Annotated in this window: 16 protein-coding genes, 1 other RNA gene and 1 other annotated feature; of the genes, 16 read left to right on the plus strand and 1 reads right to left on the minus strand. The window is 37.5% G+C overall.

Going from position 1 to position 17,578, the window contains the following annotated elements; translation table 11 throughout:
- Positions 1-29: 29 nt before the first annotated feature.
- The 3 genes from ACIQLB_RS06455 to ACIQLB_RS06465 all read left to right on the plus strand — a co-directional run bounded on the left by ACIQLB_RS06455 (position 30) and on the right by ACIQLB_RS06465 (position 3,047).
- On the plus strand, positions 30-2,225 hold the full coding sequence (locus tag ACIQLB_RS06455) for a RelA/SpoT family protein (RefSeq protein WP_370075397.1): 2,196 nt from the start codon (positions 30-32) through the stop codon (positions 2,223-2,225).
- 92 nt (positions 2,226-2,317) lie between these two features.
- The gene (gene dtd / locus ACIQLB_RS06460; RefSeq protein ID WP_400722575.1) at positions 2,318-2,758 is read left to right on the plus strand and encodes a D-aminoacyl-tRNA deacylase; all 441 of its coding nucleotides are present in this window, start codon (positions 2,318-2,320) and stop codon (positions 2,756-2,758) included.
- Positions 2,759-2,831: 73 nt separating this feature from the next.
- Positions 2,832-3,047 carry a DUF2642 domain-containing protein gene (locus ACIQLB_RS06465; protein WP_400722578.1) on the plus strand — a complete coding sequence of 72 codons (216 nt, stop codon included), beginning with the start codon at positions 2,832-2,834 and terminating at the stop codon, positions 3,045-3,047.
- Positions 3,048-3,327: 280 nt separating this feature from the next.
- Here ACIQLB_RS06465 and ACIQLB_RS06470 read toward each other — a convergent pair whose 3' ends face one another.
- Positions 3,328-4,914: an N-acetylmuramoyl-L-alanine amidase family protein gene (locus tag ACIQLB_RS06470; protein ID WP_400722581.1), complete on the minus strand. Its 1,587-nt coding sequence runs from the start codon at positions 4,912-4,914 to the stop codon at positions 3,328-3,330.
- Positions 4,915-5,076: 162 nt separating this feature from the next.
- Positions 5,077-5,318, plus strand: a binding site (T-box leader).
- Positions 5,319-5,412: 94 nt separating this feature from the next.
- Between ACIQLB_RS06470 and hisS the strand changes: the two genes are divergently transcribed.
- The 13 genes from hisS (at position 5,413) to ACIQLB_RS06535 (ending at position 17,487) form a co-directional block, all read left to right on the plus strand.
- Positions 5,413-6,678 carry a histidine--tRNA ligase gene (gene hisS, locus ACIQLB_RS06475; RefSeq protein WP_400722584.1) on the plus strand — a complete coding sequence of 422 codons (1,266 nt, stop codon included), beginning with the start codon at positions 5,413-5,415 and terminating at the stop codon, positions 6,676-6,678.
- A gap of 178 nt (positions 6,679-6,856) precedes the next feature.
- A complete protein-coding gene (gene aspS, locus ACIQLB_RS06480; RefSeq protein WP_400722587.1) occupies positions 6,857-8,626 on the plus strand; it encodes an aspartate--tRNA ligase in 1,770 nt (589 codons plus the stop codon).
- A 140-nt stretch (positions 8,627-8,766) separates the two neighbouring features.
- Positions 8,767-8,966: non-coding RNA, 6S RNA (ssrS, locus tag ACIQLB_RS06485), on the plus strand.
- A gap of 138 nt (positions 8,967-9,104) precedes the next feature.
- Positions 9,105-9,650 (plus strand): GrpB family protein, encoded by a 546-nt coding sequence (locus tag ACIQLB_RS06490; RefSeq protein ID WP_400722590.1) that lies wholly within the window; start codon positions 9,105-9,107, stop codon positions 9,648-9,650.
- Positions 9,651-9,837: 187 nt separating this feature from the next.
- Positions 9,838-10,995 (plus strand): N-acetylglucosamine-6-phosphate deacetylase, encoded by a 1,158-nt coding sequence (gene nagA, locus ACIQLB_RS06495; RefSeq protein WP_400722593.1) that lies wholly within the window; start codon positions 9,838-9,840, stop codon positions 10,993-10,995.
- 31 nt (positions 10,996-11,026) lie between these two features.
- On the plus strand, positions 11,027-11,749 hold the full coding sequence (locus ACIQLB_RS06500; RefSeq protein WP_400723088.1) for a GntR family transcriptional regulator: 723 nt from the start codon (positions 11,027-11,029) through the stop codon (positions 11,747-11,749).
- Positions 11,750-11,753: 4 nt separating this feature from the next.
- Positions 11,754-12,473 carry a sugar isomerase domain-containing protein gene (locus ACIQLB_RS06505; RefSeq protein ID WP_400723091.1) on the plus strand — a complete coding sequence of 240 codons (720 nt, stop codon included), beginning with the start codon at positions 11,754-11,756 and terminating at the stop codon, positions 12,471-12,473.
- A gap of 17 nt (positions 12,474-12,490) precedes the next feature.
- Positions 12,491-12,760, plus strand: coding sequence for an HPr family phosphocarrier protein (locus tag ACIQLB_RS06510; RefSeq protein ID WP_400722596.1), 270 nt, complete (start codon positions 12,491-12,493; stop codon positions 12,758-12,760).
- Positions 12,761-12,860: 100 nt separating this feature from the next.
- Positions 12,861-14,036 carry a GNAT family N-acetyltransferase gene (locus tag ACIQLB_RS06515; protein WP_400722599.1) on the plus strand — a complete coding sequence of 392 codons (1,176 nt, stop codon included), beginning with the start codon at positions 12,861-12,863 and terminating at the stop codon, positions 14,034-14,036.
- Between the two features lie 323 nt (positions 14,037-14,359).
- A complete protein-coding gene (locus ACIQLB_RS06520) occupies positions 14,360-14,671 on the plus strand; it encodes a PTS sugar transporter subunit IIB (protein WP_400722602.1) in 312 nt (103 codons plus the stop codon).
- A 13-nt stretch (positions 14,672-14,684) separates the two neighbouring features.
- Complete coding sequence (locus tag ACIQLB_RS06525) at positions 14,685-15,005, plus strand: PTS lactose/cellobiose transporter subunit IIA (protein WP_400722605.1); 321 nt, start codon at positions 14,685-14,687, stop codon at positions 15,003-15,005.
- Between the two features lie 45 nt (positions 15,006-15,050).
- The gene (locus ACIQLB_RS06530) at positions 15,051-16,379 is read left to right on the plus strand and encodes a PTS sugar transporter subunit IIC (protein WP_400722608.1); all 1,329 of its coding nucleotides are present in this window, start codon (positions 15,051-15,053) and stop codon (positions 16,377-16,379) included.
- Positions 16,380-16,404: 25 nt separating this feature from the next.
- Complete coding sequence (locus ACIQLB_RS06535) at positions 16,405-17,487, plus strand: DUF871 domain-containing protein (RefSeq protein WP_400722610.1); 1,083 nt, start codon at positions 16,405-16,407, stop codon at positions 17,485-17,487.
- Positions 17,488-17,578: the final 91 nt, after the last annotated feature.

A 17,578-nucleotide genomic window follows, 5' to 3' on the forward strand; every position in this document is an offset into this window, starting at 1 on the left:
AAAAATTTGACGAGCAAGGTGGACATGTTATGGCGAAAGAGCAAATTTTGACTCCCGAGGACGTTTTTGAGTTAGTCAAATCCTACATGAATGATGAAAATGTCGCATTCGTGAAAAAAGCATATGAATTAGCAAGGGATGCCCATATTGAGCAATTCCGAAGCTCAGGTGAACCGTATATTATTCACCCTGTGCAAGTAGCTGGAATTTTAGCTGAATTACAAATGGATCCTGAAACAGTTGCAGCTGGTTTTTTACATGATGTTGTCGAGGATACGGATTTTACGCGCGACGATTTGGTTCGTGAATTCGGCGAAGAGGTTGCGATGCTTGTAGATGGTGTAACAAAGCTGGGGAAAATTAAATATTTATCTAAAGAAGCGCAACAAGCAGAAAATCATCGAAAAATGTTTGTAGCTATGGCGCAGGATATTCGTGTCATTTTGATTAAACTGGCAGACCGCCTACATAATATGCGCACGTTAAAGCATTTACCAGCCGAAAAACAACGCCGTATTTCTAAAGAAACGCTTGAAATTTTTGCACCACTTGCGCATCGTCTTGGGATTTCGACTGTTAAATGGGAGCTTGAGGATACGGCACTTCGTTATTTAAATCCACAGCAATATTATCGCATTGTCAGTCTTATGAAGAAAAAACGTGATGAGCGTGAGGCCTATTTAGATAATGTAATGGGTGAGATGAAGTCACAGCTTACAGATGTTGAAATTGAAGCAGATATATATGGTCGCCCAAAACATATTTACAGTATTTATCGTAAAATGGTGTTACAAAAGAAACAATTCAACGAGATTTATGATTTATTAGCCATTCGTGTACTTGTCGATAGTATTAAAGATTGCTATGCCGTACTTGGGATTGTGCATACATTATGGAAGCCAATGCCTGGACGTTTTAAAGATTATATTGCGATGCCAAAACAAAACCTATATCAATCCCTGCATACAACAGTAATTGGTCCTTATGGTGACCCATTAGAAGTTCAAATTCGTACGAAGGAAATGCATAAAATTGCCGAGTACGGGATTGCAGCGCATTGGGCGTATAAAGAAGGTAAAAAAGTTGATAATGAAAAACAAAATGTCGACCAAAAATTAACGTGGTTCCGAGAAATTTTAGAATTCCAAAACGAATCTTCTAATGCTGAAGAATTTATGGAATCTTTAAAATTTGATTTATTCTCTGACATGGTCTATGTCTTCACACCTGAAGGAGATGTCATTGAATTACCAGCAGGCTCTGTACCGATCGACTTCGCATATCGTGTGCATTCAGAAGTTGGGAATCGTACAATTGGCGCGAAAATCAATGGTAAAATGGTGCCACTTGATACACCGTTAAAAACGGGAGATATTATTGAAATTTTAACGTCTAAGCAATCATTTGGTCCGAGTCGCGATTGGCTAAAAATTGCCCAATCCTCACAGGCGAAAAATAAAATAAAGCAGTTTTTCAAACGTCATCTTCGTGAGGAAAATATCATCAAAGGTAAAGAGATGATAGAAAAGGAAATCCGCGCACAAGGTTTTGACGTAAAAGAAACAATGTCAGCGGACAATTTGAAGCGAGTATGCGAAAAATTCAACTATACAAATGAAGAAGATTTATATGCAGCTGTTGGCATGAATGGCATTACAGCTCAGCAAGTTGTTAATCGTCTAGCGGAAAAACGTCGCAAAGAGCGTGAACAGGAAGAAGCGCTAGAGAAAATTGAACAAAAAATGAAAAACCCTATTCCGCAAAAACGTACGGAATCGGGTGTTATCGTAAAAGATATCGACAATATGCTTATTCGACTTTCACGTTGTTGTACGCCAGTTCCTGGAGATGAAATTGTAGGCTTCATTACGAAAGGAAGAGGTGTTTCAGTGCACCGTGCGGACTGTCCAAATATTCAAGTTGATGATGAGCAGGAGCGCTTAATAGAAGTTGAATGGGAACATGGACTTACTCCAGAGAAAAAAGAATACCCTGTCGATATTGAAGTTTCGGCCTTCGATAGACCAGGAATTTTAAATGAAATCATGCAAATTGTTAGCGAAACGAAAACGAATATTTTAGCAGTGAGTGGTCGTGCAGATCGTGATAAAATGGCAACGATTCATTTAACGATTTCGATTTCAAATATTTCGCATTTGCATAAAGTAGTGGAACGTATTAAGCAAACACCTGATATATATTCAGTACAACGTGTTATAAATTAATTGATTAATGGATGATTGGGCAGTAGCAACTTTGTTATGTACCGAAAATGGTTCTTCTGGTGCATACAATAGGAGAATTGAGGTTTTAAAGAATGAAAGTAGTTTTGCAGCGTAGTAAAGCAGCCTCTGTTACGGTTGACGGAAAAGTAACGGGAGCTATTGATAGCGGTTATGTTCTTCTAGTTGGCATTACACACGAGGATACGCAAGAGGATGTTGAATATTTAGCAAAAAAAGTAGCTAATCTCCGTCTTTGGGAAGATGCTGATGGAAAAATGAATCATTCCATTTTAGAGCAAGGAGGGGCTATTCTATCCGTCTCGCAATTTACATTGTATGGGGATGCAAAAAAGGGGAATCGCCCAAGTTTTACAAGTGCAGCAAGACCAGAAGTTGCGGAACCGTTATGGGAGGCTTTTAATAATGCTTTACGTGAACACGGTTTACATGTGGAGACAGGAATATTTGGTGCAATGATGGATGTTGCACTAACAAATGATGGCCCGATTACAATACTTCTTGAGTCCAAATAAATGGTACATTCCCTATGATTCCTTCATACATTAAATAGTATGGTTAGTTTTGTAGGGAGGAAGTGCATTAAAGATGACGCAAGCAGGAAGTATATCAAATCCATATTTATACGAAACTCTTAACATGATGATTGATCAGGCAATTGTAGTGCAAACTAGGGAAAATATCCAGCAAGGAAAATTAATCTCTGTATTACCTGATGATATCGTAGTAGAGGTTAACCGTACACCCTTTTTCATTCGTATGAAGGACATTGTATGGGTGACGTTAGCAACGAGGAAAAAATAAGCGCATAAAGGACCCCTATACTCATGTAATGTGAGTTAGAGGCCTTTTTTCGTTTTAGCAAGTGTATAGTATTTGACAGTAAGTACTGAAGGCAAACACCATAACTTAGGATTGATTCAGTTCCATTAACTAATAACTTCTATCAAGAAAGAGTCGTATAAAACAATCTCGTAGTGGACTAGTAAAAAAATAAATAAGCTGCAAGGGAAGTATAAGTCTACTTTCCTTTGCAGCTTATTTATTTATCCCAAAATCAATTATGCCGAGGCATAATTGATTTTTATTGATTTTTGTTAAAGTAATCTAAAATACCTTGGTAGATACCGAGAGTAGCTTGTTCGCGGAATTTAGCGGTTGTAATACCACGTTCCTCACTACCATTACTTAAGTAGCCTAGCTCAATGAGGGCAGCTTGTTGACGATTTTCTCGTAGAACTAAATAATTCCCTTGTTGGGTACCACGATTCTTTAAATCGATTTTATTGGAAAGCCCATTATTTATTGCCTCTGCAAGACCTTGTTGATTACTGTTCATATAATATGAGGTGAAGCCATTAACGGAGCTATCGTCTGTTGCATCATAATGAATACTGATAAAAGCATCTGCCTCATACTGGTGCGCAATTGATACGCGTTTACGGAGTGCAACATATTCATCTGATTCTCTAGTCATGACAACATTTGCTCCAGCAGCACTCAACTTTGAAGCTAGAAGAGAGGCTGTTTTCAATGTAATTTCCTTCTCATTTGTTCCACGTTGTCCGGTAGTGCCGTGATCATTTCCCCCATGTCCAGCATCTACAACGATAGTTAGCCCATTTAAAGTGCCTTTCTTGCGTGGTGTAGATTTATCTTTTTTTATAGCAGTAGTGGCTTTGCTCGACGAAGTAGTAGTAACGACCCAGTTCGCCACAAATGCAGTTTTGTCATCTACTTGTATTTCATAAAAATCATTTTTAGCACCTACAATAGGGTAGGTTTCACCAGCATCTACACGTGCAACAACATCAGCAGTTGTTGTTGCATCTGTCCGTAGGTTTGTCCCATTATATATGATTGTCACAGATTCAAGCTCTGAGGAAGAAGAAGATTTTGATGTCGTATTTTCTATATTTGAAAAAGTGCCATAAAAGCTATAAACCCAGCCTGTTTTTTTATCGTTATATTGAATTTGTACCCAGTTATGCTCTTGAGACAGCACTTTAAAGGCTTGTCCTCTTGAAACAGTTCCTATTTTTGGAGTATTTAAGTCTGGCTTTTGGCGCACATTAAGTGCATCTACTAAAACTGTAAATGTTGTATCTTTGTTGACTTTTTTTGTGGAAACTTCAACTTTAGGTTCCTCAGTCTTAGTCTCTGCTTTAGCCTTTTTTTCAGTTTGGTCATTGATTGTAACATAGTCAGTAGATACCCAACCTACTAGTCCATTCCAATCTATTTTTGCCCATTCGCCATTTTTTTCAATAAGTTTAGCTTGGCTGCCTATTGATAATTGTCCAAGAACGGCTGAAGATATGTCAGGCTCAGTACGGATATTTAGACGATCGACCTGTGAAATCAACGTTTTATCAATCGTTTGTTTATCATTTATTGAAGCTGTTAGCCAGGATGCTACCCAGCCTTCGTAATCGCCTGCTTTTACTTGAATCCAATCACCCTCACGACTAATAGAAGTTAACGGATCACCTTCATCTAATATCGTAATGATTGGATAAGACAGTCCAGGTCCCTCGCGTAAATGAAGAATCGTTCCAGCTACTTTTAAATCACTGGTGTCGGCTAGTGCTCTTTGATTATTCATGCTTGGAATCGCAATTATTAGCACTAGTACGAAGATGATACTAATATTTAAAAGTTTTGTCCTCATCAGATTCCTCCTATCTTGTGCTATTTTACCATGCTTTTATAATAGAATTCGTGGGAAAAAGGTAATGGAATTTATTATTTTAACGAATGTAATGTAAAAAAAACAAAAACAGTTGACATTGCCTTTTGTTGTGACTAACATAAAGGGTAATCAAAAAATGATTAATCGCTTATGACCAAGCAAGTAGCGTATACCTCTATTGGAGAAGAGAGGGAAAGACCTAGGCTGAAATCTTTCCTACAAAAATGTATTTCGTGAACAACACTTGAGAGGCTTTTTTCTGAAAAGTAATGCTTAGTAGGAAAAAACGGAATCGGCCGTTATCCGATCAGGAGGAGGACGCATGTATTTGATGCGTCAACTAGGGTGGAACCGCGGAAGCTTATACAGCTCTCGTCCCTTGCATTATGCAGGGGGCGAGGGCTTTTTTTATGGACAAAAGAATGAGAGAAGTCCAGAAGAGCTTGCTCATAAGCAATTTATAAAGGAGGTTTTTATATGAGTTTTAAAGTGCCACGAGGGACACAAGATATTTTGCCGGGTCAATCAGAAAAATGGCAAAAGATAGAAGCGGTTATCCGTGATATCTGTCGTGTCTATCGCTACAATGAAATTCGCACACCAATTTTTGAGCAAACAGATTTATTTGCACGTGGTGTCGGTGAAACAACAGATGTTGTTCAAAAGGAAATGTATACATTTGAAGATCGTGGTGGCCGTTCGTTAACATTACGTCCGGAGAATACAGCTGGAGTAGTTCGCGCTTATGTTGAGCATAAAATGTTTGGTGCACCTGATCAACCAGTAAAGCTTTCATATTTAGGACCAATGTTCCGTTATGAACGTCAACAAGCAGGGCGCTACCGTCAATTTGTTCAATTTGGAGTAGAAGCAATTGGTTCAGCTGATCCAGCTATTGATGCGGAAGTTATTGCACTAGCAATGGATGTCTATGAATCAGCCGGTTTAAAGGATTTAAAATTAGTCATTAATTCACTTGGCGACAAAGAAACACGTGATACACACCGTACAGCACTCCTACAACACTTCGAACCACATATTCATGAGTTTTGTTCGGATTGCCAAAATCGTTTGCAAAAAAATCCACTGCGCATTTTGGACTGTAAGGTAGACCGCGAGCACCCATTAATGAAATCTGCACCGGCATTAACTGATTTCCTAACAGAGGAGTCAGCAGCATATTTCGCTCAAGTTAAAACGTATTTAGATACACTTGGAATTACGTATGAGGTCGATCCAAATCTTGTAAGGGGCCTTGATTACTACAATCATACGACTTTTGAAATTATGTCAACGGCTTCTGGCTTTGGATCAATTACTACACTTTGTGGTGGGGGTCGCTATAATGGCCTTGTGCAAGAAATCGGAGGACCGGAAGTACCAGGTATCGGTTTCGCATTAAGTATTGAGCGTTTGTTGCTTGCGCTTGAAGCTGAGGGTGTTGAATTAGACACAGCATCAGGACTCGATGTCTATATGATTGCTATGGGCGAAGAAGCGAAGCTAAAAACGGTAGAATTAACAAGTACCTTCCGTGCAAAGGGTATTTCTACAGAGATGGATTATTTAGATCGCAAAATGAAAGCTCAAATGAAATCCGCAGACCGTCTAGGTGCAAAATATACGATTGTTTTAGGCGAAACAGAGCTTGAAGAGCAAGCAGCTACTGTTAAACATATGGAATCAGGTGAACAACAAAAAGTAGCGTTTTCAGAGTTAGTGAACTATCTATTAAAACAATAAACCCTTTATATCCATAAAGGATGATTATCTGTCCAAATGATCAAATATCTACCTCATTTTGGACAGATAATTATCTTGAAATTGAACTGATATCTAATTTTCCTTGGCATCAATTCGCTACTTAGTAGGAAATGTATGCTACATAAGTAAAATAAATTATTTTGGAGGAATTAAATAAATGGCAACGAGAACACATGCTAGTAGTGAACTTTCAGAAGCATTAAAAGGCGAAAAAGTCGTATTAAAAGGTTGGGTACAACGTCGCCGCGACCTAGGTGGTTTAATTTTCATTGATTTACGTGACCGTACTGGAATCACACAGGTAGTGTTTAGCCCTGATGTAGCAGAAGCACATGCTTTAGCTGATAAAGTACGTAGTGAATATGTAATTGAAGTAGAAGGAACAGTTATTCTTCGTGCAGAAGATCAAATCAACCCAAATGTACCGAACGGTAAAATTGAGGTAGAAGCGACAAAATTAATCGTCATTAATACAGCTAAAACAACACCATTCCAAATTGAAGATCGCACAGACGTATCTGAAGATTTACGTTTAAAATATCGTTATCTTGACCTACGTCGTCCTGTTATGTTTGATACATTCAAAATGCGTTCAGACGTTACTCGTACAATTCGAAACTTCTTACAAAACGAAGGCTTTTTAGAAGTAGAGACGCCAATTTTAACAAAATCATCTCCAGAAGGAGCTCGTGACTATCTAGTGCCATCACGTGTTCATGAAGGTGAATTTTATGCATTACCACAATCACCACAGCTATTTAAGCAATTATTAATGGTGTCTGGTTTCGAAAAATACTTCCAAATCGCACGTTGCTTCCGAGATGAAGACTTACGTGCTGACCGTCAACCAGAGTTTACACAAGTTGACATTGAAACAAGCTTTTTAACACAAGAAGAAATTATTGAAATGAACGAACGCTTAATCCAAGCAGTTATGAAAGAAGTAAAAGGCATTGATATCCCTGCTCCATTCCAACGTATGAAATATCAAGAAGCAATGGATCGTTACGGCTCAGATAAACCTGACGTACGTTTCGGCTTAGAGCTAGTTGCATTAAACGATATTTTTGATGGCTGTAATTTCAAAGTGTTTGCTGATACAGTAGCACAAGGTAAGCAAGTAAAGAGTATCAATATTAAAGGTGCAGCAGATAAATACTCTCGTAAAGACATGGACGAGCTAACAAAATTCGTTGGTATTTATGGAGCAAAAGGTCTTGCCTGGTTAAAAGTAACAGAAGAAGGTTTAAACGGACCAATTGCAAAATTCTTTGACGAAGCTTTAGCAGCTTCATTAATCGAACGTATGAAAGCTGAAGTTGGCGATATTTTAGTATTTGTAGCTGATAAAGCATCTGTTGTAGCAGCATCTCTAGGTGCACTTCGTACGAAATTAGGCCAAGAATTAGGTTTAATAGATGAATCACAATTTGCATTCCTATGGATTACAGATTGGCCATTATTAGAGTACTCTGAAGAAGACGGTCGCTACAAAGCAGCACACCATCCATTTACGCGTCCATTTGACGAAGATATTCAGTTAATGGAAACTGATCCATCAGCTGTTCGTGCACAAGCATACGATATCGTATTAAACGGTTATGAGCTTGGTGGAGGTTCATTACGTATTTATGAACGTGAATTACAAGAAAAAATGTTTAATTTACTTGGTTTCACAGAAGAAGAAGCAAGAGCTCAATTTGGCTACTTATTAGAAGCATTTGAATATGGTGTACCACCACATGGGGGTCTTGCATTTGGTCTTGACCGCTTCGTAATGCTACTTGCAGGCCGCACTAACTTACGTGATACAATTGCATTCCCGAAAACAGCAAGTGCAAGCTGTTTATTAACGAATGCACCAAGTGCTGTTTCTTTAGAACAATTGAATGAGTTAAATTTAGCGATTAAAACATTTAAAAGATAATTAATACTATGAAATACCTGGATTCTCTAGCAAAATCTGTTGAGAATCTAGGTATTTTTTTGCGTTTTCGCAAGTTTTTAGATTTTTTAAAAGAAAATAGTTTGAATTATCAGAAATATAGTGTTATTATAACTGTAATACGAATCCTGATGTGTTAGTCTAATTGCTAGCTCTACTTAACAGTTTTGACCGAACACTTTTGAATCGGGAGCCTTCATTTTGTAGTCGCAAACAAGCCCCATGCGGAGCGGGACGTTTAAAGCTGCAAAGCGGGCACCCCCCTGCGAATTGCGGGTTCAAAACGAATGTTTCTTGGCATAACGGCACAATTGGGATTCGTCATACATAGTAAATAAGTACACAGGGGAGCATAAAGTTAGCTCCTTTTTTAGTGCAAGTAAATGGTTATTCAAAAAGCCAACCGCACAAGCAAGACTTAAAATCGATCAAATTTGATTATTGCAAAGGAGAACTGATAATGATCCTTGGCTTAAAAAAGAATGAAGTAAAAATTGTGCCCTATGAAAGTGAATGGAAAAAAGAATTTATCCGAGTTCGTTCCGAGATTATAGAACATACAAATATCCAATTTGATCGTATTCAACATATTGGTAGTACATCGATTGAAGGGATTCAGGCAAAGCCAGTGATCGATATTTTAATGGGCACTGACAATATTCAAAATATTTCAGATTCCTTTTTAGAAGAAATGAGAAAAGCTGGTTTTTATAGATTGCGTGTAGAAAGACCAGCAGAAATTGTATTTGCAAAGTTTACAGATGATACATTTGAAGTCAAAACACATTTTGTTCATTTGGTGAATTATGAAGAAGATAAATGGTTTGATTTATTGTTTTTTAGAGATTATTTAAATGCAAATGAATCAATCAAAAGGCAGTATGAAAAGTTAAAACTAAACTTTCTTAACAGCAATTTAAAGGGAATTGATGAATATACATCGTATAAAGAGCAATTTGTACAATCGATTTTTGATAAAAGAATTGCTTTAGCAGGAGATAAATAAAGCGTGGATATAGTTTACGGAAATCAACCCCACGGTATGGCGATGAAGTTAAAAATTTAGAAAATACAAAAAATACTTTATATTTTTGTTAAAGCGTCATATAATTGGTATAGACAACTATACCAAAATGAATGGTAGCTTATTAATTTCAGTAAAGCTCCTCAAAAAATGATTAGGAGGTGATCTATTGAAGAATACACTTTTAATTTCCAATGTTACGATAGTCAATTATGATGAAGCACCGTTTAAAGGCGATTTACTCATTGACAATGGTAGGATTGTTAAAATAAGTAATAACTTATCTGATAAAGCCGAGCATTATATAGATGGCATAGATGGAAACTGGTTACTGCTACCTGGCTATATTGATATGCATATACATGGCTCAGCTGGGCATGATGTGATGGATGCTACGCAATTAGCATTACATCAAATGGCGCGCTCGTTAGTACAGGAAGGCGTTACAGGCTTCCTTGCTACTACAATGACGCAATCTATAGAAGCAATTGAAAGCGCTTTAGCTAATGCTGCTCAATTTGAAAGTAATGATGATGAGGCATGTTTATTAGGTATACATGTAGAAGGACCATATGTATCGAAAAAAAGGGCAGGTGCTCAGCCAATTGAGTACATTATTTTACCGTCTACTGAGCAATTTGCATCCTGGCAGAACTTAAGTAAGCAACGCATTAAACAAGTAACAATTGCACCTGAGATAGAAGGAGGCTTTACGTTTATTGAATCGTTAAAGGATTTAAATGTTATTGCTTCCATTGGCCATTCTGACGCATCAATTGAGGAAGTGGATAAGGCAGTATCATTGGGAGTAAGGCAGGCTACACATTTATATAACCAAATGCGCCCTTTCCATCATCGTAATCCAGGTGTCGTTGGTGCAGTGCTTTTAGAGGATCAGGTAAAGACAGAAATTATCGCAGATTTTGTGCATAGTCATCCTCGAGCTGTAAAGCTAGCGTATCGTATGAAAGGTGCAAAGGGCATTATCTTAATTACCGATGCGATGCGGGCCAAAGGCTTACATTACGGTGACTATGATTTAGGAGGTCAAACCGTTCATGTATCTAAGGAGGGGGCTCATTTATCTAATGGGGCTTTAGCTGGTAGTGTGTTAACGATGGAGCAGGCAGTAAAAAATATGAAAGCAATTACCAATTGCTCATTGCGGGAAATTGTCGCAATGTCCTCTACGAATGCTGCTGAGCAATTACAGCTAGCAACTAAAGGTCGTATTGAAGAAGGCTATGATGCAGATTTTGTATTACTGGATGAAAATTTAAATGTACAAAAAACTATTTGTCGGGGTAAAGTTGTATTTGAGAAATGAAAGTAAAGAGGCGATAAGGATGGTGCAACACTTGTTAGATAAAAATTCTCATATACCTATCTATATACAAATAGAAGAAATCATTAAACAACGGATTTATTTAGAAGAATACAAAATCGGAGAAAATATACCTTCTGAGCGAGAACTTTCTACGCAGTTTGATGTTAGTAGAATGACTGTTCGTCAATCAATCACAAATTTAGTCAATAGCGGTTTGCTGTATCGTGAAAAAGGGAGAGGTACATATGTCGCTAATCCAAAATTAGAACAACCGCTAAAAGGATTAACAAGTTTCACAGAGGATATGCGTGCTAGAGGGATGGAACCAAGCAGTAAAGTTTTACGCTTTGAGAAAATCGTACCAACAGTTGATATTGCTGGAGATTTGATGTTAGAGCCAGGCGAAGAGGTATTCTTCGTTGTACGAATTCGTAGTGCAGATTCCAAGCCAATGGCAATCGAAAGAACATATATTCCAGTAAGAGTATATCCAGAATTAGATGAAAAGAAAATAATGGGATCATTGTATGCGTTAATCGAAGCAAAATTCCATCAAAAAATTGGAAATGCTATTCAGCAAATGGAGGCAGCTATTGTTCCAAAAGAAGATAGCAAATTTTTGCAAATTAATCATACTGCACCTGTATTAATTATTAAACGTACGAGTTATTTATCTGATGGAGTTCCGTTTGAGCTTGTGCGAAGTACTTATCGAGCTGATCGATACAAATTCATTAGTGAAATTAAAAGGTGATCCTATGGATGCATATTTTCTAGAAATTCAAAAGTTAATGCAGGTCGTGAAGGAGCAAGAATATGCCCAAATAAAAGAAGCCGCACAAATAATTGTACAAAGGCTTCAACGCGGGGGAATTGTCCAATTATTTGGTTGTGGCCATTCTCATCTTTTAGCACAGGATGGTTTTTATCGTGCGGGAGGGCTTGTACCAGTACGTCCTATCATTATAGAACCTTTAACATTACACGCAGGAGCAATGACGTCATCTGAAAATGAGAAGGACCCGACTATCATTGAACAGTATAAAGATCATTTTGATTTTCATGAAAATGATGTTTGCATTGTTATTTCAACATCCGGGAGAAATCAAGCACCTATAGATGTAGCATTTTTAGCGAAAGAAGCAGGAGTGCTGGTCATATCTCTGCAATCTCTTGCTTATTGCGAACAGCCGACCCGCCATCAAAGTGGACAGCGCTTAGAGGATGTAGTAGATATAGTTATCGATACGCATATACCAATAGGAGATGGTTTGCTGCATCACAATGAAATACAGTATGCACCATCCTCTACAGTTATTGGTTCAATTATTTTAAATGTATTATTCAGTGAAGTCATTGAGATCATGGCCATATCTGACGAAGTATTACCAGTTTTTAAAAGCAATAATGTTGACTCGGATTCGTCTCATAATGAGGCTATGATTGCCTATTATCAACATCGAATTAACTTTAAATGACAAGCGGAGGGATATCTATGAAGAAAATATATAAAATAACAGCGCCGGAGGGACTACATGCTAGACCCGCAGCTTTACTTGTAACTGCAGTCACACCATTTGAGTGTGATGTTCTGTTAACGTATAAAGAGAAATCGGTCAATTTAAAATCAATTATGGGTGTTATGGCACAAGGAGTAGCACCCGGAAGCATTGTGGAAATTTCAGCAGATGGGCCCGATGCTGAGAAGCTTTTTCAAACAGTAACAGAAGTAATTGTTTCTAAAGGAATTGGAGAGGAATGCTAAAAATAAAAGGCATTGTTGTATCTCAGGGGTGAACTATAAAGATTTAAGTTTATCTCGAAATGTGAGAATATTCAGTGTTGAGAGGGAGGTGAATTTGTCTATGGAAATTAAAATAATTCCAACAGAAGATTATAAGCAGGTACATCAATTAAGAGATTATTGTTTCCCTAATAAGTATACTAGTGCGCGCCGCGATGATTTTCACTATTGGGTTGAGCATAGCACAACATTGGGTGCCTACGATGAACATAAAGTAGTTGGACAGCTATTAATATTGCCACTTAATATGACAATCCATGGTGAAAATTATGATATGGGCGGAATTGGCTTTGTTGCAACCTATCCTGAGTATCGGCAGCAGGGCATTATCAAAAAGCTTATGACAGAGGCACTGAAGAAAATGCGGGAGAATGGGCAAAGTATTTCTGTGTTAGCACCATTTTCTGTATCCTTTTATCGTTATTTTGGATGGGAATTGTTTTTTGAGAAGCTATATTACACGATTCCTCAATCGATGTTTCCTTCTTTCGGAAAGCAGTTGGACGTAGTAAAACGTATGAGCTTTGAATGGCCAGATTGTGATCTTTTTCAGGCGATTAAGGATTTTCATAATGCACAGGCGCTTTGCGATAATGGAAGTATGCTACGAGATGACGCGTGGTGGAAAAGAATAGAGAGAAGGATGCCTGATAGTCATTTTGCGGCATATTTTAAGAATGATAAAATTGCAGGTTATATTCGTTATATCATTCAGGATGGAGCGTTTGAGATTCATGATTTTATAGCTGAGGATTTACAAGCAGAACAAGCAATTTGGCGTTTTATAACGTCGCATGCGGCGAGTGTAAATAACATCAAGGGAGTTACTTCTAACAACCATCAATTTGGCTTCTATTTTAAAGAACCACAGTTTAAAAAGGAAGTCGTTCAAGATGTGATGGTAAGGATAGTTGACGTTATGAGGTTTATGCAACATTATCCGTGGAGCGATATTCAGGAGCCATTATATATTCAAATTGAAGATGCATTTTGTAGTTGGAATCAGCACGTATATAAAATAAATAAAAGTGGAGATGTCTCGATAATTAAGACAAAATCTATCCGAGAAATGCATATGTTAACATTACCAATTAATCTTTTTTCAGCGATGATGGTTGGCTATCTTTCTGTAAAGGATGCGGTCATGTATGCAAATGAACAATTGGCTGAAGAGATAATTGATCGATGGCAGTTAGCGTTACCATCTAATAAACCAGCCTTCTATGAATATTTTTAAAAGCAAATTAACAATGTATGAGAGACATTTATTCAAAAGTGGATATGAATGAATAACTTTTAATCATTTAATTTCGGAAAATTAAAATTTTTTAAGTTTTTTTCTGGACTATACCAGTTGGATGAATCCTTTCAATAGTCTATAACAACGATGTAGCCCAGTTTTTGAAGCTATTTCCTGAGGAAGTAAATTGTGTAAAAAGTATATTGTGGTATATACCAATAGGTGCTATTCTCAATTTAAGAAAGCGATTTCATAGTTGGAAATTACAAAAATTAAAGTTAGCTAGAAAGACGAACTTTATCATGAAAAGGAGTGTTTTGATGAAAAACATTATGCTAGTGTGCGTAGCGGGAATGAGTACTAGTTTACTAGTGTCAAAGATGCAAAAAGCTGCACAAGAACAAAACATTGAGGCAGATATTTATGCGATTGCTGAAGGTGAGGTTGATAAAGTATTAGCTACTAAAATGGCGGATGTGCTGCTATTAGGTCCACAAGTCCGTTACTTAAAAGGGACATATGAAAAAAAATACAAGGCAATGAATTTTCCGATTGAAATCATTAACATGGCGGATTACGGCATGATGAATGGCGAAAATGTTTTAAAGCAGGCATTAACGTTGATTGGTTAAGGGGGCGACGACAATGGAAGAAACAGTTTTGATGGAATCCATTATGGGACTGATTGTGCACAGTGGTAATACGAAAAGTGAGTGTATGGAGGCTATCCAGCTAGCAAAAAATGGGCAGATTCAGGAAGCAAAGGAAAAAATACAGTTAGCTAACGATTCATTGATTGAAGCGCATCATTCTCAGACAGCTCTACTTTCACAAGAAGCAAGGGGAGAAAAAGTAGAAGTTTCTATGCTGTTAATTCACGCGCAGGATCATTTAATGAATGCCATAACGTTTCGTGATTTAGCGCAGGAAATGATCGAGTTATATGAACGAATCAAAGGGGAGTAGCATCAAGTTTTGATGTAAAAATAAAAAGCAAAGGGAGTGTAGGGAATGTTTCGTTTTTTAGAAGAAAAATTTGTGCCAGTTGCTGCTAGAGTAGGAAGCCAGCGTCATTTAGTTGCCATTCGTGATGGATTTATTACGATCATGCCATTGACAATTCTTGGATCACTTGCAGTTCTTGTTAATAATTTGCCTATTAAATTTTATCAAAATGCACTCGATGCCATCTGGAAGCATGAAACTTGGACACAATGGGGTGGCAATGTTTGGGGAGCAACATTTGGAATTATCTCGCTTTTATTAGCCTTTTCAATTGCTTATCATCTTGCAAAAAGCTATGACAAGGATGGACTTTCTGCCGGCGTTATCAGTCTTGCGGGTTACATGACATTTGGTACCTTTGGTGAGGGTGGCTTAACAGGCTTAACAACAGGTACAGGTGGTATTTTTATAGCTCTTATTATTTCTCTACTCTCCACGGAAGTATTTTGTAGATTGGCGGGCAATCCTAAGCTACTAATTAAAATGCCAAATGGTGTACCGCCGGCTGTTTCAAAATCATTTGCGGCGTTACTACCTGCAATTATTACAATTGGATTATTTGCTCTAGTTCGTACAATCATTTCAGCAGGCTTCGATATTCCTGATATTGTTGGATCATTCTATTCTGCCATTCAAGAACCATTTATGGGCTTAACGAATACGTGGTTAGCGGCATTAATTTTAGCATTTATTCCTACGTTTTTATGGACACTGGGTGTTCACGGTGCTAATATCATCGAACCATTTATGCAAACGATTAATCTACCTGCGATTGCTGAGAATGTAAAGGCTATTTCAGCAGGAGATGTAGCACCGTATATCGTCAATAAACCATTCTTTGATGCCTTCATCAATATGGGTGGATCTGGTACGACAATAGCACTTATTATTGCTATTTTCATTTTCGCTAGAAAGAATAAGCAATATAATACGGTTGGAAAATTGTCAGCAGCACCAGGGCTTTTCAATATAAATGAGCCATTACTTTTTGGTTTACCTATCGTATTAAATCCAGTTTTATTTGTACCGTTTATTTTGACACCAATGATTAACGTAACGATTGCTTACTTTACAACGAAATGGGGCTGGGTACCAGCAGCTACAGTTTCGCCACCATGGACAACGCCACCAATTATAAATGGATTCCTAGCAACTGCATCTTGGCGTGGAGCTGTACTTAGTTTTGTCTTAATTGTTGTAGCTGTATGTATTTACTTACCATTTATCTCAATGGCAAACCGAATGGCGAAGCAAAATGAACAACGAGCTGCTGAAGCAGAAGCTCAAAATAAACAGCCTGCTGCACAATCAGAAATTCAAAAAGTAGAAGTGTAATTGTGAACTAACGGAGGTAATTGAATTGAAAAGATTAGGGATTTCACTATATCCTCAGCATAGTACACTAGAAGATATGAAGCGATATGTTCAGCTCGCTCATGACAATGGTTTTGATCGAATATTTACTTGTCTAATGTCGTTAAATAACGATCAGGAACGACAAAAATTACAGCAAATCAATAAATTTGCGCAGCAGCTTGGCTTTGAAATTTCAGCTGATATTGCACCAACTGTTTTTGAAGATTTAGGCTTAACGTATAAGGATATTGGGTACTTTAAAGAACATTATCTTTTAGCGGCATTGCGCTTAGATATGGGTTTTTCTGGCCAGGAAGAAGCGTTTATGTCCCTCGATGCAAGCAATTTAAAAATAGAGTTAAATATTAGTAACGGTACTAAATATGTAGAAAATATATTATCCTATCAACCGAATAAAGATAATATTATTGGCTGTCATAATTTTTATCCAAGACGTTTTACAGGTCTATCACGTCAACATTTTTTACAAACATCTCAACAATTTAAAGCAAATCATATTCGAACAGCAGCAATGATCTCATCACAGCACGCTATGTTTGGGCCTTGGGAAGAAACCGAGCATGGTTTGCCAACATTAGAAGAGCATCGTCATCTGCCAATTACTGTGCAAGCAAAGGATTTATGGCACACTGGTTTAATAGATGATTGTATTATCGGCAATATGTATGCTTCTGAGGAAGAATTACGTGCATTAGGTCAATTAAATCGCCATAAGCTAGAGCTGAAGGTTGAGCAGTCCGTTGAAACGTCTGTTTTAGAAGAAGCCATCCTTTTTAAGGAGCCACATTTTAATCGTGGCGATGTTTCGGATTATGTAATCCGTAGTACGCAATCTCGTGTTAAATATAAAAATGGTGACTTCCCTGCACACGATAGCCTTCCATTAAAATTGGGGGATGTGACAATCGATAATAATTTAGATGTACGTTATAAGGGTGAGCTCCAAATTGTTTTGAAGGAAATACCGAATGCCGGATCAACAAATGTTGTTGCAAGAGTTGTAGAAGAAGAGCAATTCTTATTAACAAATATTCAGCCATGGGCATCATTTGGCTTTACAAAATGATTACAGAAGAAGGAATTAAGCCATTAGTTGATAGTGCTTAATCCCTTTTTTTATCTTGATTCAGCTATTGTTTTTATAGCGACAGCAACAA

The sequence above is a fragment of the Lysinibacillus sp. NPDC092081 genome (assembly GCF_044755845.1).
Classification (GTDB): domain Bacteria; phylum Bacillota; class Bacilli; order Bacillales_A; family Planococcaceae; genus Lysinibacillus.